The 25,039-nt window shown below is 71.1% G+C and carries 26 protein-coding genes; 11 read left to right on the top strand and 15 right to left on the bottom strand.

What is annotated here, in order from left to right; all coding sequences use genetic code 11:
- Positions 1–16 precede the first annotated feature (16 nt).
- The 3 genes from ACZ3II_RS22935 to arc all read right to left on the bottom strand — a co-directional run bounded on the left by ACZ3II_RS22935 (position 17) and on the right by arc (position 3,875).
- Entirely contained in the window at positions 17–232 is a 216-nt protein-coding gene (locus tag ACZ3II_RS22935) for a ubiquitin-like protein Pup (protein ID WP_360292182.1), read from the bottom strand.
- Positions 233–333: 101 nt separating this feature from the next.
- Positions 334–1,851 (bottom strand): depupylase/deamidase Dop, encoded by a 1,518-nt coding sequence (dop, locus tag ACZ3II_RS22930; RefSeq protein WP_465519739.1) that lies wholly within the window; start codon positions 1,849–1,851, stop codon positions 334–336.
- Positions 1,852–2,093: 242 nt separating this feature from the next.
- On the bottom strand, positions 2,094–3,875 hold the full coding sequence (gene arc, locus ACZ3II_RS22925; protein ID WP_465519738.1) for a proteasome ATPase: 1,782 nt from the start codon (positions 3,873–3,875) through the stop codon (positions 2,094–2,096).
- A 173-nt stretch (positions 3,876–4,048) separates the two neighbouring features.
- On the opposite strand from arc, the gene ACZ3II_RS22920 reads away from it, so the two are divergent.
- Complete coding sequence (locus ACZ3II_RS22920; RefSeq protein WP_465519737.1) at positions 4,049–4,336, top strand: ferredoxin; 288 nt, start codon at positions 4,049–4,051, stop codon at positions 4,334–4,336.
- 16 nt (positions 4,337–4,352) lie between these two features.
- On the opposite strand, the gene ACZ3II_RS22915 is transcribed toward ACZ3II_RS22920, so the two are convergent.
- The 3 genes from ACZ3II_RS22915 to ACZ3II_RS22905 form a co-directional block, all read right to left on the bottom strand.
- Positions 4,353–4,943, bottom strand: a complete 591-nt coding sequence (locus tag ACZ3II_RS22915) for a hypothetical protein (RefSeq protein ID WP_043533673.1) — start codon at positions 4,941–4,943, stop codon at positions 4,353–4,355.
- A 63-nt stretch (positions 4,944–5,006) separates the two neighbouring features.
- Complete coding sequence (locus ACZ3II_RS22910; protein ID WP_465519736.1) at positions 5,007–5,942, bottom strand: tRNA (adenine-N1)-methyltransferase; 936 nt, start codon at positions 5,940–5,942, stop codon at positions 5,007–5,009.
- Positions 5,943–5,963: 21 nt separating this feature from the next.
- Positions 5,964–7,115, bottom strand: a complete 1,152-nt coding sequence (locus tag ACZ3II_RS22905; RefSeq protein ID WP_465519735.1) for a M50 family metallopeptidase — start codon at positions 7,113–7,115, stop codon at positions 5,964–5,966.
- A 77-nt stretch (positions 7,116–7,192) separates the two neighbouring features.
- On the opposite strand from ACZ3II_RS22905, the gene ACZ3II_RS22900 reads away from it, so the two are divergent.
- Together ACZ3II_RS22900 and ACZ3II_RS22895 are read left to right on the top strand one after the other, a co-directional pair.
- Entirely contained in the window at positions 7,193–8,467 is a 1,275-nt protein-coding gene (locus ACZ3II_RS22900) for a RecB family exonuclease (RefSeq protein ID WP_465519734.1), read from the top strand.
- Between the two features lie 726 nt (positions 8,468–9,193).
- Complete coding sequence (locus tag ACZ3II_RS22895; RefSeq protein WP_465519882.1) at positions 9,194–9,853, top strand: LuxR C-terminal-related transcriptional regulator; 660 nt, start codon at positions 9,194–9,196, stop codon at positions 9,851–9,853.
- A 35-nt stretch (positions 9,854–9,888) separates the two neighbouring features.
- Here ACZ3II_RS22895 and ACZ3II_RS22890 read toward each other — a convergent pair whose 3' ends face one another.
- Positions 9,889–10,095: a 4-oxalocrotonate tautomerase family protein gene (locus ACZ3II_RS22890; protein ID WP_203818944.1), complete on the bottom strand. Its 207-nt coding sequence runs from the start codon at positions 10,093–10,095 to the stop codon at positions 9,889–9,891.
- Positions 10,096–10,158: 63 nt separating this feature from the next.
- The gene (locus ACZ3II_RS22885; protein WP_465519733.1) at positions 10,159–10,893 is read right to left on the bottom strand and encodes an SDR family oxidoreductase; all 735 of its coding nucleotides are present in this window, start codon (positions 10,891–10,893) and stop codon (positions 10,159–10,161) included.
- Between the two features lie 108 nt (positions 10,894–11,001).
- Between ACZ3II_RS22885 and ACZ3II_RS22880 the strand changes: the two genes are divergently transcribed.
- Positions 11,002–11,748: a TetR/AcrR family transcriptional regulator gene (locus ACZ3II_RS22880; RefSeq protein WP_465519732.1), complete on the top strand. Its 747-nt coding sequence runs from the start codon at positions 11,002–11,004 to the stop codon at positions 11,746–11,748.
- A gap of 4 nt (positions 11,749–11,752) precedes the next feature.
- Here ACZ3II_RS22880 and ACZ3II_RS22875 read toward each other — a convergent pair whose 3' ends face one another.
- Entirely contained in the window at positions 11,753–12,457 is a 705-nt protein-coding gene (locus ACZ3II_RS22875; RefSeq protein WP_465519731.1) for an HAD family hydrolase, read from the bottom strand.
- Between the two features lie 53 nt (positions 12,458–12,510).
- The gene (locus ACZ3II_RS22870; protein WP_465519730.1) at positions 12,511–13,221 is read right to left on the bottom strand and encodes a neutral zinc metallopeptidase; all 711 of its coding nucleotides are present in this window, start codon (positions 13,219–13,221) and stop codon (positions 12,511–12,513) included.
- 197 nt (positions 13,222–13,418) lie between these two features.
- On the opposite strand from ACZ3II_RS22870, the gene ACZ3II_RS22865 reads away from it, so the two are divergent.
- Both ACZ3II_RS22865 and ACZ3II_RS22860 read left to right on the top strand, forming a co-directional pair.
- Positions 13,419–14,186, top strand: coding sequence for an ABC transporter ATP-binding protein (locus tag ACZ3II_RS22865; protein ID WP_465519729.1), 768 nt, complete (start codon positions 13,419–13,421; stop codon positions 14,184–14,186).
- Complete coding sequence (locus ACZ3II_RS22860) at positions 14,186–16,720, top strand: ABC transporter permease (protein WP_465519728.1); 2,535 nt, start codon at positions 14,186–14,188, stop codon at positions 16,718–16,720. Before ACZ3II_RS22865 ends, ACZ3II_RS22860 begins: the two co-directional genes overlap by 1 nt.
- 230 nt (positions 16,721–16,950) lie before the next feature.
- On the opposite strand, the gene ACZ3II_RS22855 is transcribed toward ACZ3II_RS22860, so the two are convergent.
- A complete protein-coding gene (locus ACZ3II_RS22855; RefSeq protein ID WP_465519727.1) occupies positions 16,951–17,505 on the bottom strand; it encodes a hypothetical protein in 555 nt (184 codons plus the stop codon).
- A gap of 123 nt (positions 17,506–17,628) precedes the next feature.
- Here ACZ3II_RS22855 and ACZ3II_RS22850 point away from each other — a divergent pair, with 123 nt between their 5' ends.
- Entirely contained in the window at positions 17,629–18,498 is an 870-nt protein-coding gene (locus ACZ3II_RS22850) for a PAC2 family protein (RefSeq protein WP_043533666.1), read from the top strand.
- 38 nt (positions 18,499–18,536) lie between these two features.
- Here the strand turns inward: ACZ3II_RS22850 and ACZ3II_RS22845 are convergent, their stop codons facing one another.
- From ACZ3II_RS22845 to ACZ3II_RS22835, 3 genes are all read right to left on the bottom strand, one after another.
- Positions 18,537–18,728, bottom strand: a complete 192-nt coding sequence (locus ACZ3II_RS22845; RefSeq protein ID WP_465519726.1) for a DUF397 domain-containing protein — start codon at positions 18,726–18,728, stop codon at positions 18,537–18,539.
- A 286-nt stretch (positions 18,729–19,014) separates the two neighbouring features.
- The gene (locus ACZ3II_RS22840; protein WP_465519725.1) at positions 19,015–19,875 is read right to left on the bottom strand and encodes a helix-turn-helix domain-containing protein; all 861 of its coding nucleotides are present in this window, start codon (positions 19,873–19,875) and stop codon (positions 19,015–19,017) included.
- Positions 19,876–19,947: 72 nt separating this feature from the next.
- A complete protein-coding gene (locus ACZ3II_RS22835) occupies positions 19,948–20,400 on the bottom strand; it encodes a DUF6232 family protein (RefSeq protein WP_465519724.1) in 453 nt (150 codons plus the stop codon).
- A 217-nt stretch (positions 20,401–20,617) separates the two neighbouring features.
- Between ACZ3II_RS22835 and ACZ3II_RS22830 the strand changes: the two genes are divergently transcribed.
- Positions 20,618–21,409, top strand: coding sequence for a GntR family transcriptional regulator (locus tag ACZ3II_RS22830; protein WP_465519723.1), 792 nt, complete (start codon positions 20,618–20,620; stop codon positions 21,407–21,409).
- Here the strand turns inward: ACZ3II_RS22830 and ACZ3II_RS22825 are convergent.
- Complete coding sequence (locus ACZ3II_RS22825; protein WP_465519722.1) at positions 21,406–22,740, bottom strand: alpha/beta fold hydrolase; 1,335 nt, start codon at positions 22,738–22,740, stop codon at positions 21,406–21,408. The two genes, ACZ3II_RS22830 and ACZ3II_RS22825, sit on opposite strands and share 4 nt — an antisense overlap.
- Positions 22,741–22,851: 111 nt before the next feature.
- Here ACZ3II_RS22825 and ACZ3II_RS22820 point away from each other — a divergent pair, with 111 nt between their 5' ends.
- The 3 genes from ACZ3II_RS22820 to ACZ3II_RS22810 are packed head-to-tail and all read left to right on the top strand — an operon-like array spanning position 22,852 to position 24,946.
- Positions 22,852–24,015 carry a sensor histidine kinase gene (locus tag ACZ3II_RS22820; protein ID WP_465519721.1) on the top strand — a complete coding sequence of 388 codons (1,164 nt, stop codon included), beginning with the start codon at positions 22,852–22,854 and terminating at the stop codon, positions 24,013–24,015.
- Positions 24,012–24,278, top strand: a complete 267-nt coding sequence (locus ACZ3II_RS22815; RefSeq protein WP_465519720.1) for a hypothetical protein — start codon at positions 24,012–24,014, stop codon at positions 24,276–24,278. Before ACZ3II_RS22820 ends, ACZ3II_RS22815 begins: the two co-directional genes overlap by 4 nt.
- A complete protein-coding gene (locus ACZ3II_RS22810; RefSeq protein WP_465519719.1) occupies positions 24,266–24,946 on the top strand; it encodes a response regulator in 681 nt (226 codons plus the stop codon). Before ACZ3II_RS22815 ends, ACZ3II_RS22810 begins: the two co-directional genes overlap by 13 nt.
- Positions 24,947–25,039: the final 93 nt, after the last annotated feature.

Raw genomic sequence — 25,039 nt, 5'->3', positions numbered from 1 at the left:
TTTGCCTGCCTATGCCCTACTGTCCGCCTTTTTGTACATATCCGCGAACAAACTCTTCGGCGTTCTCCTCGAGGACGGAGTCGATCTCGTCCAGGAGGTCGTCGACGTCCTCGGTGATCTCCGCATGCCGTTCGGCGACCTCGGGATTGGCCTCGACGGTGACGTCCTCGATCTCCTGGTCGCTCGAGCCCTTGCTGCTCTGCGACTGACCACCTGTGTCTCGGGTTGCCATGGATGTCCCCCTTCTGAAGCCACCCGAAGTCCTGCAACATCGGGATGGGAAAAACCTACCTCGCACCTGTGACGAAACGGCCCGCCGGAACGGGTGTTTTCTTACCGGCTCGTGATCACCTCGAGCAGATCCTTGGCGCTCTCGCACGTGTCGAAGAGCGCGCCGACATGCTTCTTGGTGCCCCGCTCCGGCTCCATCATGGGGACCCGGACCAGCGACTCCCGGCCGACGTCGAAGATGACCGAGTCCCAGCTGGCGGCGACCACTTCGGAGGCGTACTGCGCGAGGCAGCGGCCACGGAAGTACGCCCGGGTGTCCTCCGGCGGCTCGTACATGGCGCGCTGGGTGTCGTCCGGGTCCAGCAGGGTCTGCATCGACCCGCGGGCGACGAGGCGGTGGTAGAGGCCCTTCTCCGGGCGCACGTCGGAGTACTGCAGGTCGACGAGCTGGAGTTTGGGTGAGGACCAGCCCAGGCTCTCGCGTTCCCGGTAGCCCTCGAGCAGCCGTAGTTTGGCCACCCAGTCCAGGGTGTCGGAGCAGAGCATGGGGTCGCGGCCCAGTTTGTCGAGCGCGTCCTCCCACCGGTTGAGGATGTCGGTGGTCTGCTCGTCGGTGTCGGCGCCGTACCGTTCGTCGACGAACTGGCGGGCGCGTTCGTAGTAGGCCCATTGCAGGTCCAGGGCGGTCAGCCGGCGGCCGTCGCGCAGTCGCATGAGGTGTTTGAGCGTGGGGTCGTGGCTGACGGCCTTCAGCTCGCTGACGGGGTCGGCGATGCCGAGTTCGCCGGTGAACACCTTCTCCTCGATCATGTTGAGGATGAGGGCGGTGGTGCCGACCTTGAGGTAGGTGGAGATCTCCGACAGGTTGGCGTCGCCGATGATGACGTGGAGGCGGCGGTACTTGTCGGCGTCGGCGTGCGGCTCGTCGCGGGTGTTGATGATCGGCCGTTTGAGGGTGGTCTCCAGGCCGACCTCGACCTCGAAGAAGTCGGCTCGGGAGGAGATCTGGAACCCGGCGCCGCTGCCGTCCTGGCCGATGCCGACGCGGCCGGCTCCGGTGTAGATCTGGCGGGTGACGAAGAACGGGGTGAGGTGGGCGACGATGTCGGCGAACGCGGTCTGGCGCCGCATCAGGTAGTTCTCGTGGGCCCCGTACGACGCACCCTTGTTGTCGGTGTTGTTCTTGTAGAGCTGGATCCGGTGGGTGCCGGGGATGGTGGCGGCGCGGCGTGACGCCTCGGCCATCACCCGCTCGCCGGCCTTGTCCCATTTGACCACGTCGAGGGGGTTGGTGACCTCGGGAGTGCTGTACTCCGGGTGGGCGTGGTCGACGTAGAGGCGGGCGCCGTTGGTCAGTATCACGTTGGCCAGGCCGAGGTCCTCGTCGGCGAGGGCTTCGGCGGGGTCGTAGGCGGCGCCGGAGTAGGTGAAACCGCGGGCGTCGCGCAGGGGCGACTCCTCCTCGTAGTCCCAGCGGGCGCGGCCCTTGCTGCTGAGCTCCGGGCGCGCGCCGTAGGCGTTGACCACCTGGGAGGACGTGACCATCGGATTGGCGCCGGGCTGCCCGGGAACCGAAATGCCGTACTCGACCTCGGTCCCCATAATCCGTCGAACGCTCATGCGACCACCCTGTCCGCCACGAAGCCAAGCCTGCTCATGTATCGAGCCTAGACGCTCTCATATCGCTTTCCGAAGCTGCCTGTGCGCGCGTCGGTACCTTGCGTGGCGATGTTGATCACCGCGGCGCGCGCGGTAGAGGTCCTGACCGGGGCGTTTCACCCGTCGATGGACGCCCGGGGTCGCGCGAATGATGCGAAGCGGGGCTGGAGGGGTTTCCCTCCAGCCCCGCGTCACGGTGCCTGTTACAGGTACTGGCCGGTGTTGGTGGCGGTCTCGATGGACCGGCCGGCCTCGGCGCCCTTGCCGCCGGAGACGAGCGTGCGGATGTAGACGATCCGCTCGCCCTTCTTGCCGGAGATGCGGGCCCAGTCGTCGGGGTTCGTGGTGTTCGGCAGGTCCTCGTTCTCCCGGAACTCGTCGACGCAGCTGTCGAGCAGGTGCTGCAGCCGGAGGCCCTTCTTGCCGGAGGTGAGGAACTCCTTGATCGCCATCTTCTTGCCACGGTCGACGATGTTCTGGATCATCGCGCCGGAGTTGAAGTCCTTGAAGTACAGGACCTCCTTGTCACCGTTGGCGTAGGTGACCTCCAGGAAGCGGTTCTCCTCGGTCTCGGTGTACATCCGCAGCACGACCGCCTCGATCATCGCGGCGACCGTGGCGTCCCGGTTGCCGCCGTGCTCGGTCAGGTCGTCCTGGCTGAGCGGGAGGTCGGAGAGGATGTACTTGCCGAAGATGTCCTTGGCGGCCTCGGCGTCCGGGCGCTCAATCTTGATCTTCACGTCGAGTCGTCCGGGGCGCAGGATCGCCGGGTCGATCATGTCTTCCCGGTTGGAGGCGCCGATGACGATCACGTTCTCCAGGCCCTCGACACCGTCGATCTCGCTGAGCAGCTGAGGAACGATCGTGTTCTCCACGTCGCTGGAGACACCCGAGCCACGGGTCCGGAAGATCGAGTCCATCTCGTCGAAGAAAACGATCACCGGGGTGCCCTCGCCGGCCTTCTCACGGGCCCGCTGGAAGACCAGGCGGATGTGCCGCTCGGTCTCGCCCACGTACTTGTTGAGCAGCTCCGGGCCCTTGATGTTGAGGAAGTAGCTGGTGTGCTTCTCCTCGCCACGCCGCTCGGCGATCTTCTTGGCCAGCGAGTTGGCCACCGCCTTGGCGATCAGGGTCTTGCCACAGCCGGGCGGGCCGTAGAGCAGGATCCCCTTCGGCGGGCGCAGCTGGTGCTCCCGGAACAGGTCGGCGTGCAGGAACGGCAGCTCGACCGCGTCGCGGATCTGCTCGATCTGCGAGTGCAGGCCACCGATGTCGGTGTAGTCGACGTCGGGGACCTCCTCCAGGACGAGCTCCTCGACCTCGCTCTTCGGGATCCGCTCGTACGCGTACGCCGAGCGGGGCTCGATCATGAGCGAGTCACCGGCGCGCAGCTTGTCGACGTCGAGCGAGTCGGCGAGGAACACGATGCGCTCCTCGTCGGCGTGCGACATCACCAGCGCCCGGTCACGGGGGCCGCCGGACGGGTTGTCCAGCACCTCCTTGAGCGAGACGACCTCGCCGGTGCGCTCGAAGCCGAACGCGTCGACGACGTTGAGAGCGTCGTTCAGCAGGACTTCCTGTCCCCGCTGGAGCTCGTCGACGGCCAGTGACGGGGAGACCGCCACCCGGAGCTTGCGCCCGCCGGTGAACACGTCCACCGTGCCGTCCTCGTGTGCCGACAGGAAAACGCCGTAACCGCTGGGCGGCTGGGCGAGCCGGTCAATCTCTTCCTTGAGAGTGACGATCTGGGCGCGGGCCTCCTTGAGGGTCGCCACGAGCCGCTCGTTGTTCTCGGTCACTCGGGAGAGCTGCGCCTGCGTCGCCGCGAGCCGTTCCTCGAGCTGCCGGACGTGTCGGGGGCTTTCAGTCAACTTCCGCCGAACCAAGGCAAGTTCCTCTTGCAGGAACGCGACCTGGCTGGAGAGATCGTTGGCTTCCTTCTCCCATCGTGCGGCGCGGGAGTCCGCTTCGTCGCTACGTGCCACGTCCCACCTCCCCGGGGGGCTGAAACTCTTGGGTCAACACTAGCCGTTCAGAAACCGTTTTTGACCCATGCAACACCCCTGTCACCGACTCTTGATCGGTTGGCCGTACCGGTGATGAGCCGGTCGGACAGTCTTCGGGTACCGTCGGGCGTTCGCTGTTGTGGGAGGTAGACGTGGCGTCTGACACTGATGAGCTGCAGGTCTGGATCGATCAGGACCTCTGCACCGGGGACGGACTCTGCGTCCAGTACGCCCCGGACGTGTTCGAACTGGACATCGACGGCCTCGCCTATGTGAAAGACCACTCCGGCGAGTTGCTTCAGAGCCCGGGGGTCCGCACACTGGTGCCGTCCGGCCTGTTGCTCGAAGTCATCGACTCGGCCAAGGAGTGCCCGGGCGATTGCATCCACGTCGTGCGGGCGGCCGACGACGTGGCGGTCGCCGGCCCGGACGCCGCATGAATGAAGGTGAATGAGTTTACAGAGTGGGACGGCCCACCAGAGAAGCCACCACCCGGGAGAACTCCTCCAGCCGGTTGATCTGTCCCGGCCCGCCGTCGTCGAGCGTCTTGCCGAACCGCAGCGCGTCGTGACGTAACGGGGCGCGGCCCTCCTCCTCGCCCACCCCGGGCGGCGGCACCGCGTCGTCGACCGAGCTGAGCAGCAGGTAGACGTCGATGCTGTCGACCCGGGCCTGCCCGTTCGGGGTGCGGGTGAGCCGCCGCCGGCAGCCCACCTCGGTCACCGTGGACAGCGGCACCACCCGCAGCGACGAGGTCATCGCGCCGACCGGGCCGTCACCGGGCGCGACGTCCTCGCCGTGCCACAGCACCAGCCGGCTGCCGTCGCAGACGACGACCTCCTGCCACACCCCGTTCACCTCGTTGACGAACCGCTCCAGGGTGAAACACAGCACCTGGGCGCCCCGCAACACCCCGAACAGCGCCTCCAGGGCGACGTCCGGGTCACGCAGGTAGGCGCGCGCCGCGGAGTCCAGGTCCGGGTAGGGCGACCAGTCGGGGAACACCGCCGGCATCTCGTTGCCGCCGCCGAACGGCGGAGAGCTCATGTTCCCCACTCCTGTCCTGTCGATCGCAGACCCCCGGAACCTACCGGACTCCACAGGCGAGCGTCACTCCCCGGTCGTCTCCGCCTGCTGCGCGGCGAGCGCGGCCTGGGTGGCCTTGCGGGCGGCGTACGCCTCCGCGCCCTTGCTCGGTTTGCGGCGCCGTGGCGGCGCGGTCACGCCCGGGGCGAGCTTGCGGGCCGACACCAGGAAGGCGGTGTGCGCGATCATCCGGTGGTCCGGGCGGACCGCGAGACCGTCGGCGTGCCAGTCGCGGACCAGCGACTCCCAGGCCCGCGGCTCGGTCCAGCCGCCCCGCTCGCGCAGCGCCTCGACCAGCTCCGACAGCTGCGGGGTGGTCGCCACGTAGCCGATGAACACGCCACCGGGGATGAGCGCCTTCTCGACCATGTCGAGGGCCTCCCACGGGGTGAGCATGTCGAGGACGATCCGGTCGAAACCGGTGATCTCGTTGTCCGCGACGTCACCGTTGTGCAGGTGCCAGGCCGGGTGCGGGCCGCCGAAGAACGCCTCCACGTTCTTGCGGGCGATCGCCGCGAAGTCGTCGCGCAGCTCGTAGCTGTGCACCTCGCCGGAGCTGCCCACGGCCCGCAGCAGCGAGCAGGTCAGCGCGCCCGAGCCGGCGCCCGCCTCGAGGACCTTCGCGCCGGGGAACACGTCACCCATCGCGACGATCTGCGCCGCGTCCTTCGGGTAGATCACCTGCGCGCCGCGCGGCATCGACAGCACGTAGTCCGACAGCAGCGGGCGCAGCGCCAGATAGGCGGTGCCGCTCGCGGCGGTGATCACGCTGCCGTCGGGCAGGCCGATCAGCTCGTCGTGCGACATCGCGCCGCGGTGGGTGTGGAACGCCTTGCCGGGCTCCAGCACGATCGTGTGCATCCGGCCCTTCGGGTCGGTGAGCTGGACGCGGTCGCCCGCCCGGAACGGCCCGCGGTGCGCGGGGACGTCGTCGACGACGGTGGCTGGGGTTGTGGTCACGGATCTTCTCTCAGGAGGCTGTCAATTCCGGCCGGCACGCCGCGGTTCCAGCACGGCGGCCACATCGGCGACCCGCAGGACGCCCACGACATCCTCGCCTGCGGTCACCAGGTACTGCGCGCCAGGGTGCGCCTGCAGGGCCCGGACCACCTGCTCACCGGTCAATCCGAGCGGCAGCGCGGTCAGCGCGTCCCGGGACCGGGCCACGCTCTCCACGCTCACCCAGGGCCGCCGGTCGACCGGAACCCGCTCGGCGGCGACCGGATCGACCAGCGCGGTGAGGTTACCCGCCGCGTCCGTCACCGCCAGCACCACGTCCGGCCTCGGGTCCTCGGCACGGCGCCGCTGCGCCTCCCCCAGCGGCGTCCCGGCCGGCACCGCCAGCACCGGCCGGGCCAGCGCGCCCAGATCGATCAGCGGGAACCGCCCGGTCATCCGGCCCAGCCGGATCGACTGGCCCGCGCCCTGCCACAGCGTCAGCACCACCAGCAGCACGAACGCCAGCCCCAGCACGGTGATCAGCCCGGCCTGGTAGAGGAGCGTGGTCAGCGCCGCGGTCACCACCGCCAGCACCCGGCCCGCCCAGCCGGCCACCACCGTCGCCCGGTTGCGGTCCTTCAGCACCGCCCACAGCAGCGCGCGCAGCGCCCGCCCGCCGTCCAGCGGCAGCCCCGGCAGCACGTTGAAGATCGCCACGAGGACGTTGCTCAGCGCCAGCTGGAACGCGATCTCCCCGGGCACCGTGCGGTCCGGCAGCGCCAGCGCGGCCGCCGTGGCCACCCCGCCGAGCAGCAGCGACACCGCCGGCCCGGCCAGCGACACCAGCGCGTCCACCCGCGGGGCCGGGGCGTCCCGGTCCATCTCGGTCCAGCCGCTGAGCAGCTCCAGGGTGATCCGGCGCACGCCGATGCCGCACCGGCGGGCGGTCAGCGCGTGACCCAGCTCGTGCAACAGCACCGAGCCGATCAGACAGAACACGAAACCCAGGCCCACGAGGTACGCCCAGGGCTGCGCCAGGCCCAGCTGCTCCCGGGCATAGTTCCCATACACCACGGTGACCAGCACCGCCAGGAGCAGCATCGACGTGCTCGCGTGCACCGGGATGCCGGCCACGTGCCCGACCGGCCGGCCGGCTCCCGGCGGCGGGCCCTGCGGGGTGCGGCTCTGCTCCACGCGATCGATGCTACGGACACGCCCGCGCCGGACCCACCCCGCGTTTTTCGTCGTACCCCTGGCCTAGCCTCTGTGACATGACGGCGCTCTCTCCCATGGCGGCCCAGCCGGTCTCCCCGCCCCCGCAGCCCGGCGACCCCACCGTGCCCGGCGGCCGCGGGCGGCGTCCCGAGCGGCCGGCCGGGCCCTCGCTCTCCCCCTCCCGGGCCGCCGACTTCAAGACCTGCCCGTTGCTGTTCCGTTTCCGCACCGTCGACAAGCTGCCCGAGGAGCCGTCGGCCGACCAGGTCCGCGGCACCCTGGTCCACGCGGTGCTGGAGCGCCTGTTCGACCTGCCCGCCGCCGGGCGCACCCCGGAGGCGGCGGCCGCGCTGGTCGCCCCCGAGTGGGAGCGGCTGCTCGCCGAGGAGCCCGGCCTGGCCGGCATCTTCGCGAAGGAGCCACCAGTCAGGGGCCGTCGCGGCCCGGCCTCGTCCGCCCGGGGCGACGCTTCCCCCGCCTCGGCCCCGGGTTCCCCCGGGCCGGCCGGCGAGCCATCCTCGGTTCCGGCCTCGCTGCCGGATTCGGACCTGCCTGCCTCGCTGTCGCCGCCCGGTGTGCCTGCCTCGCTGCCGGATTCCGGCGCGCCCGCCCCTGTGGCGGCCTCGCCGGCCGGTGGTGAGCCGATGCGTGATCCCGCCGCGATCGCCGCGGAGGACGACGCGACCGGTCAGCTCGCGCTGGTCGACGCCCCGGAGGGCGCGGCCGAGGTGGCCCGGATCGCCGCGTTCCTGGCCGGTGCCCGTGACCTGCTCGCCGGTTATTTCGCCGTCGAGGATCCGCAGCGTCTCGAGCCGGCCGAGCGGGAGACCCTGATCTCCACGACGATCGGCGACGAACTGCTGCTCCGGGGTTACATCGACCGTCTCGACGTCTCCCCCGCCGGCGACCTGCGGGTGGTCGACTACAAGACCGGCGGCGCGCCACGGGAGGCGTTCGAGGGCCGGGCGCTGTTCCAGCTCAAGTTCTACGCCCTGGTGCTGTGGCGCACCCGCGGCGTCGTTCCCCGGGCGCTGCGCCTGCTCTATCTGAAGGACGCCGAGGCTCTCGACTACAGCCCTGAGGCGGGCGAGCTGGAGCGTTTCGAGCGCACTCTGATCGCCCTCTCCCAGGCGATCGAGCGGGCCAAACGCGACCAGGACTTCCGCCCCAAGCCGAGCCGGCTGTGCGGCTGGTGCAGCCACCAGGCCCGGTGCCCGGAGTTCGGTGGCACGCCGCCGCCCTATCCCGAGGTGCTCACCGTGGGCAGCCCGGCCACCGACTCCGAGCCCGACCGGGTCGGCACCCATCTGCGGGACGACCCCCTTGGCTGACCTGCCCGCCCACCCCACCGGCCCGGCGACCCGGCCCGGCGCGGATCCGGGCCGACGGTGGGAGGGGCCGCGATGACGAGGCCGATCCGGGTGCTGCTGGCGGACTCGTCCCCGCTGCAGCGGGCCGGGCTCCGCGCCGTTCTCACCGCCGCGAACAGCACCGAACTGACCGCGGCGAACCGGGACGCTCGCCCCGCGGCGAACCGGGACGGGCCCTCGGCGGAGGGCAGCGGTCACCCTTCGGTGAGAGGCGGCGTCTCCACCGCGACCGGCGCGGCCGTGTCACAGGACCGGCCCGCGCCGTCGTCACAGGGCTCGGCTGAAGCCGCCCACGGTCCGCCGGCCGCGCTCGGCAGAGCCCGGCACAGCGCCGAGTCCGGCGACGCCCGACGCGAGAGCGGAACCGGCGAGACCCGGCACGAGACAGGAGCCAGCGACGCTCGACGCGGGACCGGCGCCGCTCGACGTGAGACCGGATTCGGCGGCGCCGGGCTCGAAACGGGGTCCGGCGAAGTCCCGCACGAGACCGGATCGAGTGGAAGCCGGCACAAGATCGGGCTCAGCGGCGAGACGCACGACATGAGGTCTGGGGAAGGCCGGCACGGGAACGGGCCCAGCGAAGGCCGGCACGAGACCAGGCCCCGCAAAGACCGACACGGGACCGGTGTCGGGGAAGGCCGGCCCGGCGCGGGCGATGCGCCGGGCCGCGAACAGCCGGAGCGCGTGCTGCCCGGGCTGCGGTCGGATGGCGCCGGCCAGGGTGACGGGCGGGTGTTCTGGGGTGGCGGCGAGGAGCCGGAGATCGTCGTGGCCGGGGAGGCCGGGGACGGTGTGGAGGCCGTCGACCTGGCCCGGCGGCTGCTGCCGGACGTGCTGATCACCGATGTCGCGCTGCCCCGGATGGACGGCCTGGCGGTCGCCCGGGCGATCACCGCGACCCGGTTGGGGGTGCGGATCCTGGTTCTCACCGACCGTGACAGCGACGACGAGGTGGTGGCCGCGGTCGGCGCCGGGGCCGCGGGATACCTGTGCAAGGACGCGCCGCACGGTGAACTGGCCGCCGCCGTCCGGGCTGTCGCCGCCGGTGGCGCGGTGATCACGCCGATGGTGCTGGCCCGGGTGCTGAGCCGGATCACCGGTGCGCTGCCCACCGACCCGGCCGTGACCGCCGCGACCCGGCTGGCGCCGCTGACCGGCCGGGAACGGGAGGTTCTGGTGCACGTCGCGCGCGGCCATTCCAACGCGGAGATCGCCGAGACGCTCGGGGTCAGCGAGACCACGGTCAAGACCCATGTCGGGCACGTGCTGACGAAGCTGCGCTTGCGTGACCGTACCCAAGCGGTGGTCCTCGCCTATGAAACCGGCCTGGTCCGTCCTCGTTCATGAACCCGGGGCCGGGCCGGCGAGGACTCGCTGGCGGGTCAGCTGCGGCCGAGCATCTCGGCGGTCAGGACGGTGCCGCCCAGGCCCCAGCCGCCCTCGGCGACCTCGTCGACCAGGACGAGGGTGGTGGCGCGGGCGCGTTCGCCGTACACGTCGGCGTAGGCGTCGGTGACGGCGTCGATGAGTTTCTTCTTCGACTCGGGGGTCAGGGTGTCGGCGGGGACCTTGAGGTTGGCGAACGGCATGACGGATGTTCCTTCCGGGTCGGGTGATGAGAGGTGCGGGGTGTGGTCAGCCGGTGACGGCCGTCAGACGATCCCGCCGTTGACGCGCACGACCTGGCCGTTGACCCATCGCCCGCCCGGCCCGGCCAGGAACGCGACGACCTCGGCGATGTCGGCGGGGGTGCCGAGCCGTTCGAGGGGGGACTGCTGGGCGAGGCGTTCGATGGTCGCCTCGTCCTTGCCGTCGAGGAACAGGTCGGTGGCGGTCGGGCCGGGAGCGACGGCGTTGACGGTGACGTCGCGGCCGCGCAGTTCGCGCGCCAGGACGAGGGTCAGGGCCTCGACGGCGCCCTTGCTGGCGGCGTAGGCGCCGTAGCCGGGGATCTGGAGGCCGACGACCGAGGTGGACAGCGTCACGATCGCGCCGCCCGGGCGGATCCGGCGGGCGGCCTCGCGGGCGACGACGAACGTGCCACGGATGTTGGTGCGGTGCAGCGCGTCGAGGTCGGCCAGGTCCAGGTCGGCGATCGGGGACAGCGACAGGCGGCCGGCGGAGTTGACGACGACGTCGACGCCGCCGAACGAGCGCTGGGCGGTGTCGAACATCTCGGCGACCGCGTCCTCGTCGGCGATGTCGGCCCGCACGGCCACGGCTCGCCCACCGGTGGCGGTCACCTCCTCGACGACCTGTTTCGCCGCTTCCTCGTTGCCGGCGTAGCCCACGACGACGGCCTGCCCGGCGGCGGCCAGGGCGGTGGCGATGGCGCGGCCGATGCCCCGGGAAGCGCCGGTGACGACGGCGACTCGCTGGTCAGCCATGAGTCTCACATCCCATCATAGTGGCGATAGCTTTATCGCGTATCGCTGATACGACAACCGTAACAGAGGTACGCGTTCACCGCTAGCGCGTTGGCGTAGCATTGATTCATGAGCGATGTCTCTTCCCGCCGGCGCGGTGCCACCGGCCCGGCCAACGACGCCGCCGTCCGTGCCGCGCTGATCGCGGCCGCCGAGCGGCAGCTCGCCGCCTCCACGGACGGGGACATCGCCACCCGCGCGGTCGCCGACGAGGCGGGCGTGACCCAGCCGGTGCTCTACCGGATCTTCGGGGACAAGCGGGGCCTGCTCGACGCCGTCGCCGACACCGGCCTGGAGCGTTACGCGCAGCGCAAGACCGAACTCGAGGTCACCGACGACCCGATCGCCGACCTGTACGCCGGCTGGGACGACCACATGGCGTTCGCCGCGGACAACCCGGCGCTCTACCGGCTGATGTTCGCGCCCCGGCCGCAGTCGTGCGCGACGACATATCAGCGCATCCTGGAACTACTCGAGGCGGCCCTGCTGCGCTGCGCCGCCGCCGGGGCGCTGACGACGACGCCGCGGCTGGCCGCCCAGCTGATCCTGCCCGCGAACATCGGCGTCGCTCTCGGCCGCATCGCCCAGCCCGGGCTGTTCGACGACCCGGCGCTGTCGCACCGTGCCCGCGACGCCGTCTTCTCCGCCGTCCTCACCCGGCCGGCGGCGCCGAGCGGACCGGACCCGGTGCGCGCCGCGGCCCGCCGGCTGCGTTCCCAGCTCTCCCTCACCGGCACCGACCGGCTGGAACCGGTCGAGGCCGCCCTGCTGGACCGCTGGCTCGCCCGGCTCGACCGGGCGGACTCCGCTCAGTGAGCCGTCAGTCCTCGGTGCGCACCGTCGCTCGCGGGAGGGAGGCGGCGGCGGGGCTCAGCAGGGTCGCCAGGAACGCCGGGTCGACACCGGTGAGGCTGGTGCGCAGGTGGACGCCGTCGACGGGGGCGAGCTCCAGCTCCGCCGGGACCGCGAGGACCGCGGCGCCGGCGGCGAAGGCACTGGCCACGCCGCTCGGTGAGTCCTCGATGGCGACGCAGGCGGCGATCGGGACGCCGAGCAGGGACGCCGCGGTCAGGTACGGCTCGGGATCCGGTTTGGGGCTCTTCACCTCGTCGCCGCAGACCACGACGTCGAAGTTCTCCGGGCCGAGGGTCTTGAGCGCCACCTCGACGAGGCTGCGCCCGGTGGAGGTCACCAGCGCCGTCGGGATCCCGGCGTCACGGACGGCGCGCAGCAGCTCCATCGCGCCGGGCCGCCAGACCAGGCCGTCGGCGAAGAGGTCACGCACCCGCGCCGACAGCCACCGCACGTCCGGCTCCTCGGGCCGGTCCGGCTGCCCCAGGTCGTCGCGGAAGAGCCGCATGCTGGTGGACATGCTGGTGCCGACCATGGCGAGCCGGGCCGTCTCGGAGAGCACGCCCCCGGCGTGGACCGCGAGTTCGGCCAGGGCGATGCCCCAGATCCGTTCGCTGTCGACGAGCGTGCCGTCCATGTCGAAGAGCACCGCGGCCGGGTAGGCGGAAGTCACCGCCCCATTCTGGCCGCTCCCGGCGCCGCAGCCGATCGATTGTGACGGCCCCCTCAGACCCCGCAGGCGTCGAGGGAGTTGTCGTAGCCCTCCGCGAACGAGTCGAACCGCTGCTGGGGCGTGCCGTGCGCGCCGGGCGCGAACCACGGCTGCCCGGGATCGTCACCGACCGCGGCGAGCCCGTCGGCCAGTTCCTGGGTGTCGTCGTCCTGCATGGTGAGGACCCCCTGGCGTGCCTTGTCGCCGATGAACGCCCCGGCCATGCAGTCGGCCTGCAGCTCCTGCTGGATGGTGAACTCCTTGCGGATGCCGAGCCGGGCCTGGATGGCGTGCGCGTACTCGTGGCCGAGCAGGTAGAACACGAACGAGTCACCGATCTGCTGGAACGCGGCGAAGGCCCAGTTCACGTCGTACGCGATGAAGTCCCCGGCGGAGCAGTAGACGGCGTTGTTGCGGGGCAGCGGCTGCCCGGCGCATTCCACTTCACCGTCCCGCTCGTACGGAATCACCTTCCGCACCGCCTGGAAGCCGCCGCCGAGCCGCTCCTTCCAGTACTGCTCGGCGATGAACGTCGAATCGCGGACGTCGGACGCGAACTCCTCGGGCGTGTCGGTGCCGTCCGGGTCGTTGGAGGGGCTGGGGCTGGTCCTCGCCGTCCGGTCCGGTGCCGGCGGGCTCTCCTGCCCGGGTGTCACCGGCAGGCAGCCGGTCAGCAGCACGAGAGCGGCGAGAAGAGCCAGGAGCGGTGCCGATCGAACACGCATGCGGTCCTCCAGGGCGGGGCTTTCACGTTAGACCCCACCATCGATACCCACCGTGCCTCAGGGACTCCCCTGAGGACTTCCTGGGTGCCGCCCCCGAGGAAATCTCCGCGTCGGTCTCCACCGCCGGGCGGAGGCATGCCGCCGGATCCGCCGAAACACTGAGGCGGACGTAATCGAATCCACAGGGGGAGAACACGGTGGCAGCGACGAATGCCGGCGGGCCGGTGGCGGCGCGCGCGGAGGAGATCTGGAAGGTGTACGGCTCGGGCGAGGCCCGGGTGGCCGCCTTGCGCGGGGTCAGCGCCGAGTTCGGCCGGGGCCGGTTCACGGCCATCATGGGACCGTCCGGCAGCGGCAAGTCGACGCTGATGCACTGCCTCGCCGGCCTGGACACCGTCGACAAGGGCACCGTTCACGTCGGCGGCACCGAGATCAGCCGGCTGGGCGACAAGGCGCTGACCCGGCTGCGCCGCGACCGGATCGGGTTCATCTTCCAGCAGTTCAACCTGCTGCCGACACTGAGCGCGGCGGAGAACATCCGGTTGCCGCTGGACATCGCCGGCCGCAAGGCGGACCCGCAGTGGTGGGACACCGTGATCGCGACGGTGGGCCTGTCCGACCGGCTCGGGCACCGGCCCAGCCAGCTCTCCGGCGGCCAGCAGCAGCGGGTGGCGTGCGCGCGGGCGCTGATGGGGCGCCCCGACGTGATCTTCGCGGACGAGCCGACCGGCAACCTGGACTCCCGGTCCGGCGCCGAGGTGCTGTCGTTCCTGCGGTCCAGTGTGCGCGAGCACGGGCAGACGATCGTGATGGTCACCCACGACCCGGTCGCCGCGAGTTACGCCGACCGGGTGGTCTTCCTCGCCGACGGCGCCATCGTCGACGAACTGGCCGGCCCGACCGCCGACACCGTGCTGGACACCATGAAGCGCCTGGACACCCGTGACGTCCCGGTGATGCTCTGATGCTGCGCGCGACGCTGAAGAGCCTGCTGGCCCGCAAACTGCGGCTGGTGCTGTCCGGCCTGGCCGTGATCCTGGGTGTGATGTTCGTGTCCGGGGCGCTGGTGCTCACCGACACGCTGAACCGTACCTTCGACTCGATCTTCGCCGACGCCTACGCCACGACCGACGTCTCGGTCGCGGCGAAACCCAAGGTCGAGCTCTCCGAGATGGAGGGTGAGGAGGTCGCCGCGACGCTTCCGGCGTCCGTCGTGGAGACGGTCAAGGCCCAGCCGGGGGTACGGTCGGCGACCGGCCGTGTCGACGCCGACGGGGCCCGGGTGATCGGCGCCGACGGCAAGGTGCTCACCTCGTTCGGCCCGCCCCGGATGGGCTCCAACTGGACCGGCGCCGACGAGATCATGCAGATGCGCTCCGGCCGCGGCCCGCAGGCGCCCGGCGAGATCGCCATGAACGCGACCACCGCCGAACTCGCCGGATACCGGGTCGGCGACCGGGTCCCGGTCCTCACCCAGCAGCCGAAACGTGTGTTCACGCTGGTCGGGATCTGGGGTTACACCGGCGACCGGGGCAGCCTCAGCGGCGTGCAGGAGGTCGCCTTCACCACCCCCGTCGCGCAGGAGCTGATGCTCGGCGCGAAGGACGTGTTCACCTCGGTCACGGTCCGCGCCGCCGACGGCGTCACCCCCGGCGAGGTACGCGACCGGCTCGCCCCGCTGCTCGGCGACGGCTACCAGGTGAAGACCGGTGAGCAACTGGCCGCCGACAGCGCCGCGGACCTCAAGCAGGGCATCTCCTTCTTCAACCAGATCCTGCTCGGGTTCGCCGGGGTGGCGCTGTTCGTCGGCATCTTCCTGATCCTCAACACCTTCTCGATCGTGGTCGCCCAGCGCACCCGCGAGCTGGCGCTGCTGCGGGCGATGGGCGCCAGCCGCCGACAGGTGATCAACTCGGTGCTGGTGGAGGCGGTCATCGTCGGCCTGCTCGCGGCGATCCTGGGCCTGGCCGCCGGGATCGGCGCCGGCGCCGGGCTGGGCGCGCTGTTCAGCAGCATGGGCGGCGGCATGGACCTGGCCCCGCTCGGGGTCCCGCTGTCCGCGGTGATCAGCGCGTTCACGGTCGGTGTCCTGGTCACCGTGGTCGCCGCGGTGCTGCCCGCGCTGCGCGCCTCCCGGATCGCGCCGATCGCCGCGATGCAGGACGTCGCCACCCCGGACCGGCCGCTCACCGGCATCACGGTGGCCGGCTCGGTGGTCACCGCCGCCGGGGCGGCCGCGCTCGGCACCGGCCTGTTCGTCGCGACCGGCGACGCGGTGCTGTGGCTGATCCTCGGCGGGGTGCTGGTCACGTTCATCGGCGTCGCCCTGCTCACCCCGCTGATCAGCCGGCCGGTCGTGTCCCTGCTGGGCCGGTTGTTCGCCTGGTCGGTGCCGGGCCGTCTCGGCCGGCTCAACTCGGGCCGCAACCCCCGCCGCACCGCGATCACCGCGGCCGCCCTGATGGTCGGCATCGCCCTGGTCACCGGCGTCACCGTGGTGATGGACTCGGCGAAGGCCAGCCTCAAGTCGGAGGTGGCCGGCGCCCTCAAGGCCCAGATCCTGATCAACGGCGATCAGGACACCGCGCAGGCGCCGACGTTCGACCCGGACGTCCTGACCAGGACCGCGGCGATCCCGGGTGTCCGCGCGGCCGCCGGGATGCACACCGACGTGGTGCGGATCGGCGACGCCCCGGCGTACGTGGTCGCCACCCCGGACCTGTCCCGGCTGGCGGAGGCGTACGGCACGACCGCCGCGAAGCTCACCGCCGATCAGGTCGCGGTCAGCGACACCGAGGCGAAGGAACGCGGCTGGCAGACCGGCGCCCGCGTCCCGGTCCAGACGTCCCGCGGCGAGGCGCACACGTACACGGTCACGATGATCTACCCGGAGAACAGCCTGCCCGGCCGGATCATCCTGCCCGGCGAGGCGATCAAGGGGTTCGGCGCGACCGGGCCGGTCATGGGCTTCGTCCGTCTCGACGACGGGGTGGCCGTGCCGGCGGTCCTGCCGCAGATCAAGGCGCTGCTCGGGGACAGTCCCGAGTTCAGCGCCATCGACCAGCAGACCTTCGTCGACGAGCAGGCCGCCCAGTTCGACCAGATCATCATGATGATCCAGATCCTGCTGGGCCTGGCCATCCTGATCGCGGTGCTGGGCGTGGTCAACACCCTCGCCCTGTCCGTGCTGGAACGCACCCGCGAACTCGGCCTGCTCCGCGCCGTCGGCCTGGGCCGCGCCCAGACCATGCGCATGATCACCGTCGAGGCCGTGGTGATCGCGGTGTTCGGCGCCCTGCTCGGGGTCGCCGTGGGCGCCGGCATGGGCAGCGCGGTCGCCCGCGCCCTGGAGAACGACGGCATCACCCAGATCGTCCTGCCCTGGACCCGGATGGCCACCTACCTGGGCCTGGCCGCCCTGGTCGGGGTCTTCGCCGCGGTCCTGCCGTCGATCCGCGCCGCCCGCCTCAACATCCTGAACGCCATCGCCCACGACTGACCAGCCGCACGACCCGGCTGGGACTCATGGCTGTCTCCCCGTGCGCGAGACAGCCATGACGACCAGCCGGGGTTGCGGTTCAGATCCGGCTGGCTCTCAGGGCTGTCTCGCGCACGGGGAGACAGCCCTGAGAGCCAGCCGGCGGTGCGGGCGTAGGACGGCGGAACGGGCGGGATCGGTGGGGGCGGCGTACGGCGTACCGGAAAAGGGGTGGAAGTGACCGTGACCGGTCAGACCTTGCTGGGGACGCGGCGGTGCAGTTCGGCGAGGAGGACCTCGGGGCCGGGGGACATCAGGCCGACGTCGATCACGTAGGCGGTCTCGCCGCCGCGGCGCCGGACGCGTGGAGGGCCCCCACGGCCGGGCAGCGCCGTCGCGTAGTCCTCGGCGATCGGGGTGATCACCAGCTCGGTGAACGGGCCGCGGCCGTGCAGAGCCACCGCGGCGATGCCGGACCAGGGCAGATGGACCGGGCGGCGGCCGGTGGCGGCGAAGTCGAGGCCGTGCACGGAGGTGTGCAGCCAGCCGAGGCGGCGCCAGACCACCAGCAGCACGACGGCGGCGACGACGGCCGGCACGATCAGCGTGAACTCCGCGAAGACCACGATGTCGCCCGGGCGCGGACGGTAGCCGCCAGCCATCCGGACGAGCAGCGTGATCAGCAGCATCGGGAGCCAGGCGGCGGCCAGGACCCACAGGGTGGTCACGTAGAACATGCCGCGCGCCTGGAAGAAGCTGACGGTGTCGTCGGTGGGCCCGAGCACCTGGTCCACATGATCGGCCATACCGGCATTATGCACGGATAAATACGACTTGGTGGTGTGTATCGACGGTGATGGACGTCGATCCGCCTGGCGCGCGGCGCGGCCATCGGGTGTGTTCCGGCGGCCGCACGTAGGCTGTGTGCCATGACTGAGTTCGACGGCCTTCCGCTGCTCCGCTCCCCCGTGGCCATCGCCGCCTTCGAGGGCTGGAACGACGCCGCGGACGCTTCGACCGCGGCCGTGGAACACCTCGAGCAGGTGTGGGAGGCCCGGGAGATCACCAGCATCGATCCGGAGGACTTCTACGACTTCCAGGTCAGCCGCCCCACCATCACGATGGCCGAGGGCGAGACGCGGAAGATCGAATGGCCGACCACCCGGTTCACCGTGGCCAGCCCGCCCGGCGCGGACCGCGACGTCGTGCTGATCCGGGGCATCGAGCCCAGCATGCGCTGGCGCACCTTCTGCGAGTCGGTGCTGGAGATCTGCCACAGCCTCGAGGTCAACCGGATCGTGCTGCTCGGCGCGCTGCTCGCCGACGTCCCCTACACGCGGCCTCTGCCGATCAGCGGCACCGCCCGCGACAAGGAGACCGCCGAGCGTTACAAGGTTGTCCCGACCCGCTACGACGGGCCGACCGGCATCGTCGGGGTGCTGCAGGAGGCGGCGACCCGCGCCGAGCTGGACGCGCTGTCGTTCTGGGTGCACGTGCCGCACTACGCCAACAACCCGCCCTGCCCGAAGGCGACGTTGTCGCTGCTCAGCCGGATCGAGGACGTGCTCGACCTGCCGGTGCCGATGGCCGACCTGGCCGAGCAGGCCGACGAGTGGGAGAAGCGGGTCCGGGTCGCCGCCGAGCAGGACGCGGAGCTCGGGGAGTACGTGCGCGAGCTGGAGGAACGCGTCGGCGACGCGGGGATCCAGCCGCTGACCGGCGACGAGATCGCCAGCGAGTTCGAGAAGTACCTGCGCCGCCGGGGCGGTTCGGCCGGCCCGACCGCCGGCTCCTGGTGACATCGTGGCGGGCGCTTTCCGGCGCCCGCCGTCAGATATCAGAGATCCGCATAAACCCGTTTGACCATGTCCTGGAAATCGTTCCATTCGGCCCGGGTGAAGAAAAGCGGCGGAAGATGGGGATTCTTACTGTCCCGGAGCAGGATGCCACCGTCGCATTCTGCAACCTCGACACATGCCCCGGCCGAGCAGGAAGAGCTTCGCTGCCACGCCATTGTGGTTTCTTTCATGGAACCCTCTCTTAAAGAGCCGGTCATCCTGCCCTGCCTGCCTTTCAAGGAGCCGTAGGCAGACAGGGTAGGATGGCCGACGGCCACTTGAGCCTCGGCATATTTGCCTGTTAGCGCGGGTTACTGCTGGCACAGGTGCGGGGTGGGCTTGCTGTACGTAGTTGCAGCTACCTTCAGCGAGTCCATCCCTTCAACGTCATTCGTGAAGGTTCGCATTCAGCATTCAATTCTCTCCTTCCCTATCAGTCGAACCAGCCGATGCCCGGACAGGATAGCGCTCCGGCATTCACCTGCGCACGGTCCTCCCCATTGTGGCTTCTTTGGCTCGCAAGTCGTATGCCCTGGCGAGAATGACTGCCTCGGTGGCTTCCTCGTCAAGGGCTCCACGCCAGAATCGCTCGAAAACCTGAAGATGGGACTGCACCTCGGGCGGGTCCTCGACCAATTCGTCGCGCCGGTACGTCTCCCGGTAGAGGACCGTGTCGCCCTCGCTCGCCCCCAGGTCCAGGACGATGAACGCCCCGAACATGCTCATCAGCGCGCCGCCGTCCATCGGCAGCACCCGTAGACGCACGTTCGGCCGGGACGCGAACTCGGCCAGATCCTCGAACTGCCCGACCATCACGTCCGGAGCACCCACCATGCGCCACAGGACCGACTCGTCCAACAGGACCTGGTAATCCGGCGCACCGGCCCGCCCGAACACCCCCTCCCGGCGCGCCAGGCGCACCTCGCGGCGCACCCGGAACTGCTCCTCGTTGAGATCGTGGCCGGGCAACGACAGCGCAGCCGTCGCATATGCGGGCGTCTGCAGGTAACCGGGCACGAGGGAAGGCTGGTACTCCCGGATCGCGGTGGCGGCCAACTCGAACTGGAGAAGCTGCAGCAGCCCGGACGGCAGATGATCGCGATGCTCCGCCGCCGTCCAATAGCGCTCTCGCCGCGCTGTCCGGGCGGCCGTCATCAGCTCGGCGATCCGCTCCTCGTCGCCGAACCGGTAGAAGTCGAGGATGGCGCGCAGATCGGTGGGCGATATGGAGACCTCGCCCAACTCGATCCGCTGGATCTTCGACAGCGACCAGCCGAGATGGTGCGCGACCTCGCTCTGACTCGAACCGGCCTCCTCGCGGGCGGCGCGCAAAGCCATCCGCACACGTCGCCGGGAGACGGCGGGCAGTTCATGGCGCGCAGCCGACATCCAGCTCCACCAGACGCTCGATCAGTCATCCGTCTTGAGTGCGATATCGCAACGTGCGGTACCGCTCAAGCCTGTCGAACGATACATCAAGGACTCTCGCGCCTCGAACGAGCGAACCAGCCCACGACAGAATCCGGAGAACTCACGCTCGTCCCGGGAGGTGAACATCTCGACCGTCTCGCCGCGGTAGCGGGCCCGCACCTGCCACTGCCCACCGGTGCGCGGCCACAGGTAGCAGCCGGCCGCGGCGAGCAGGGGAACCGCCGCCGCAACGATCGAGACGGTGATCGCCAACGGAAGCGCGAAAACCGCTGCGAACAGGGCGAACATCCCAGAGGCTCGGCGGCTGGGCACCGAGCGGACGACATGGACGTTGGCCATCTCGGCCACCGCGAAACGCCGGCGGTGATCCCCGAACACTTCAACGAATCGGTGGGTGACGACGGCTCGGGGACCCCGATAGAAGACCGGCAACTCCACACCTCCCGCGGGATCGAGCGGCATCCAGTTGCCGCTGGATGCCGCCCCGTGGAACCGTGCGGTCAGTATGCGGGCCAATCACCCGTACCCGCCAGGCTGCTATCAGCCTTATAGCTGATACGCGAATTCATCCATGCCCGTCAGGCGTGTCGCGCGTGCCGTCCGGCATCCCGCAGCGCATCCTAGGAACCTAGCTGGAAGGGGACGATCCATGAGCATCAACCCGGGCACCGCCGAGTTCCCGCATCGGCAGATCGCGGCCCAGCTGCGGGAACGCATCCGGCGCGGCGACTGGCAGCCGGGCGAGCGGCTGCCGTCCATCCCCGCCATGGCGGAGATGTTCGGGGTGGCGAAACAGACCGTGCAGCGGACCGTCGACCAGCTCCGGGTCGAGGGCATCCTGATCACCAAACCCGGCTCCGGCACGTACGTCCGGGGCACCCGCCGCCGCCTCAACCGGCTCTCCCGCGGCCGGTACGGCGCCCACCGCGGCTACCACGCCGACCTGGCCGCCCGCTACCGCCAGCAGCTCACCGGCGTCGGCCGTGAGCCCGCCCCACCCGAGGTGGCCGACGCGTTCGGCGTACGGGACGGCACCGAGATGCTGGTCCGCCGCCACGTGGTGCGCACCGACGACGCGACCGTCGAGGTCGGCGCCTCCTGGTTCCGGGTGACCGACACGAACGGCACCTCCCTGGAACGGCACGAGGCGTTCGGCCGGCCCCTCTACCAGGAGGCCGAGGAGGTCCTCGATCGCCGCTACACGTCGGCCACCGACACGATCAGCGCCCGGCAGCCGAGCCGGGAGGAGGCCGAGATCCTGCAGATCCGGCCGGACACCCCGGTCCTCCATCTGCTCCATGTCGCCTTCGACGAGACCCGCAAGCCGATCGAGGTGGCGCAGGCGACGTGGCCCGGGCCGATGACCACGCTGACCGAGGAGTACCGGATCCCGGCGCCGGCCCCGGACCCCGACCCGGACCCGGGGCTCGCCCTCGCCTAACCCAGCAGGTCCACCATGGTGCTGACGAAACGGTCCGGGTCCTCGGACATCGGGTGGTGGCCGGCCTCCGGGAAGGTCACCAGCCGCTTGTCCGGGGACTGCAGGGCCGCGTACCAGACGGCGAACGGCTCGGCCAGACCCCGCATCTCCCGGCCACCCTGCACGAAGTAGGCGGGGACGGTCAGGGCCGGCGCGTCCCGTCGCAGATCGGTGTCCTGCATCCGCGGGTACAGGGCGTCCCAGGTGTCCAGCAGCGCGGTCATCGTGTGCGCCTTCGCCAGCAGCGTGTACTCCTCGACGCCGACGTCCAGGGGCGCGCCGGCGACACCGTGCGCCTCGGCGGAGTACAGGTGGAACGGCTCGTAGTCGTAGGCGTCCCCCCACGGCGGCGGCCCCTGCCGCTCCAGCTGCTCCACCACGTCGCCCTTGCCGCCGGACCGCGCCCACGCCAGCACGTCGTCGTAGAAGATCCGGTCGGAGGCGCGCAGGTCGACGGCCTGGCCGGTACCGACGTAGGCGCTGTACCGCTCCGGATGCCGCTGCGCGGCCAGCACCGCCGGGATCGACCCGCCGGAATGGCCGATCAGGGCGATCCGGTCCCGGCCGAACCGTTCCCGCAGATGATCGGTGACCGTCAGGATGTCGGCCACCTCGCTGTCCACCGAGAACCCCGGGGTACGGCCGGCGGCGCTGCGCCGGTCCATGGTGGCCACCACGAAGTGCTTCTCCAGACCGGCGAGCCGGGTACGCATCGTGCCGATCGACGAGCTGCCCGGCGGGCCGGGGACGTAGAGCAGCACCGGCAGGTCCGGTGACGCGCCCCGGATCATCACGGTCAGTCCGCCGGCCCGGCTCAGCTCGGCGACACCGCCGGGGATCGACGCGGTCCGGGCGGGCACGGCGACGGCGGCGGTGAAGGCCACGGTCAGCAGGGTGGCCAGGCCCAGCACGGTCCAGCCGGCGGCGCCCCGGCGGCGGCGGATCCCGTAGGCGGCGGCGACAGCCATCGGCAACAGGGACAGCAGCCCGTGCACGCCCCGGCCGGTGACCAGCACGAGGACGCCCATCATGCTGAGGTGCGGGGCGTCCACGGACGGGCCGGTCGCGGTGGCCCGGGTGATCTCCAGGACCACGGCGTACGTCAGGGGAGCGCCCACGATCGCCCACCGGGAGCGGGTCGCCCAGCCGGCCAGGAAGCCGACGCCGGCGCTGATCGCGACGGACCACAGCGCCTCCGCGCCGGCCAGCGGGCCGCGTGGGGTCCAGAGGCCGGCGATCAGCCCCCAGGCGGCGGCGAGCAGGAACACGCCGATCTTGGCGTAAGTCGTCATACCCCCGGACGATGCCGCGTCCGGCAGGTGATCCACATCGGTCGGTGGCAGGGCCGAAGCCGATACTTTGGTAGGTGTCGGGTGACTATGGATTCTTCTAGGCTTGCGGCCATGCTCTTCGCGCTGCTGGTTCCTGATCCCGGCGGCGCCCGGGCCGCGACGCGGGACCGGGTGGCCGACGCCGTCGCCGTCGCCGTCGCGCTGTTCTACGGCACGGTGATGATGATGCTCGGCGACGCCACCCGGCCGGGCGCGGTCCTGCCGTGGCAGGCCGACCTGGTGACGGGCCTGGCGTGCGCCGCGGCGCTGCTGCTGCGCCGCCGTCATCCGCTCGCGGTGGTCGCGGCGCTGCTGCCGTTCGGCGCGGTGTCGATCACCGCGACCGGGCCGATCGTCGTGGCGCTGTTCACCGTGGCGATCCGGCGGCGGCCACCGGTCCTGCTGCTGCTCGGCGCGATCAACGTCGGCACCGGGGTGATCTATTACCTGCTGCACGACGACCCGGCCTACGGGGTCTGGATGGATCTGTTCGTGCGCGGCCTGATCAGCGTGGCGGCGCTGGGGTGGGGGCTGTTCGTCCAGGCCTACCGGCGTCTCACCACCTCGCTGCGGGAGCACGCCGCCCGCCTCGAGTCCGAGCAGCAGCTCCGGGAGGACCGGGCCCGGCTCACCGAGCGTGCCCGCATCGCCCGCGAGATGCACGACGTGCTGGCCCACCGGATGTCGCTGATCACCCTGCACGCGGGCGCGCTCGAGGTCCGGCTGGACGCGTCGCCCGAGGAGCTGGCGATCGCCGCCGGCGCGATCCGCAGCAGTGCCCGCGAGGCCCTGGAGGAGCTGCGCTCGGTGGTCGGTGTCCCGAGTGGCCGGCCGGAGCCGCCGCAGCCCGGCCTCGCCGACATGACCGACCTGATCGTCAGCGCGCGGTCCGCCGGGATGACCGTCGACTACACCAACGGCATCCCCGCCGAGGAGCCACCGCCGCAGCTGGGCCGCACCGCCTATCGGATCGTCCAGGAAGGGCTGACGAACGCGCGCAAGCACGGATCGGGGCGAGGCGCGTCGGTGTCGCTGTCCGGCGAGGCCGGCCGGGCCCTGCGCATCACGATCATCAACCCCTTCTCCGGTACGGGTGAGGCCCGGTCCCCGGCCCGTCCCGGCGGGCAGGGGCTGGTCGGCATCGGCGAGCGTGTCGCGCTGGCGGGCGGGCGCGTCAGTCACGGCGCTTCCCACGGCGAATTCCGCCTCGAGGCCGAACTGCCATGGCCGTCGTGAGCCCTTCTCCCCTCACCGGCAGCGCCATGGCCGTCACGGGCCCCGCTCCTTTCGCCGGCAGCGCCGTGACGGTCACGAACCCCAATCCCCTCACCGGCAGCGCCGTGACCGTCACGGGCCCCGCTCCCTTCGCCGCCAAGACCGTGACCGTCGTGAGCCCCGCTCCCCTCGCCGGGAGTGTCGTGACCGTCTCGAACCCGGCTCGTGAGACAGCCTCCGACGGTGAGCACGGTGACGAAAGGGTGACCTCGTGGGAGATGTGAACGGCGCGGCCGACCGGCCGATCCGGCTCGTCATCGTGGATGACGATCCGCTCGTGCGGGCCGGGTTGCGGATCCTGGTCGGCGGGTCGGCGGACATCGAGGTGGTCGCGGAGGCCGGTGACGGGGAGGAGGCGGTGACGGCGGCCGGCGCGCACTGGCCGGACATCATCCTGATGGACATCCGGATGCCGCGGGTGGACGGGCTGATCGCGACCCGCCGGATCCGCAGCCGGCCCAACGCGCCGCAGGTGATCGTGCTGACCACGTTCGACGCGGACGACTACGTGCTGGAGGCGTTGCGGGGCGGCGCGGCCGGTTTCCTGCTCAAGGACACGCCGCCGCGGGAGATCCTGGAGGCGGTCCGTTCGGTCGCGTCCGGTGCGGCGACCCTCTCCCCCGCGGTCATCCGCCGGTTGATCGATCACGTCGCCGATCCGGAGGCCGGGACACGGCGGGCCCGCGCCCGGACCCGCCTGTCCACCCTCACCGACCGGGAACGCGAGGTGGCCGTCCTGGTCGGGCACGGCCGGTCGAACGCCGAGATCGCCGCCGACCTGGGCATGAGCGTCCCGACGGTGAAGGGCCACGTCTCCCGCCTGCTGGCCAAGCTCAATCTGAACAACCGGGTCCAGATCGCCCTGCTCGTCCACGACGCGGAGCTGCTCTGACCGCCACCGCACGGCGCGGCCGAGGCCATGGCGCCACCTCGCCCTCTCCCCCACCGGCCGCGACTGCCTGACGATGGAAGCCGGCCGGCTCGC

It is taken from the genome of Actinoplanes sp. NPDC019969 (genome assembly GCF_055562375.1).
The sequence above is the reverse complement of the archived record's forward strand: the minus strand, read 5'-3'. Positions and strand labels throughout refer to the sequence as shown.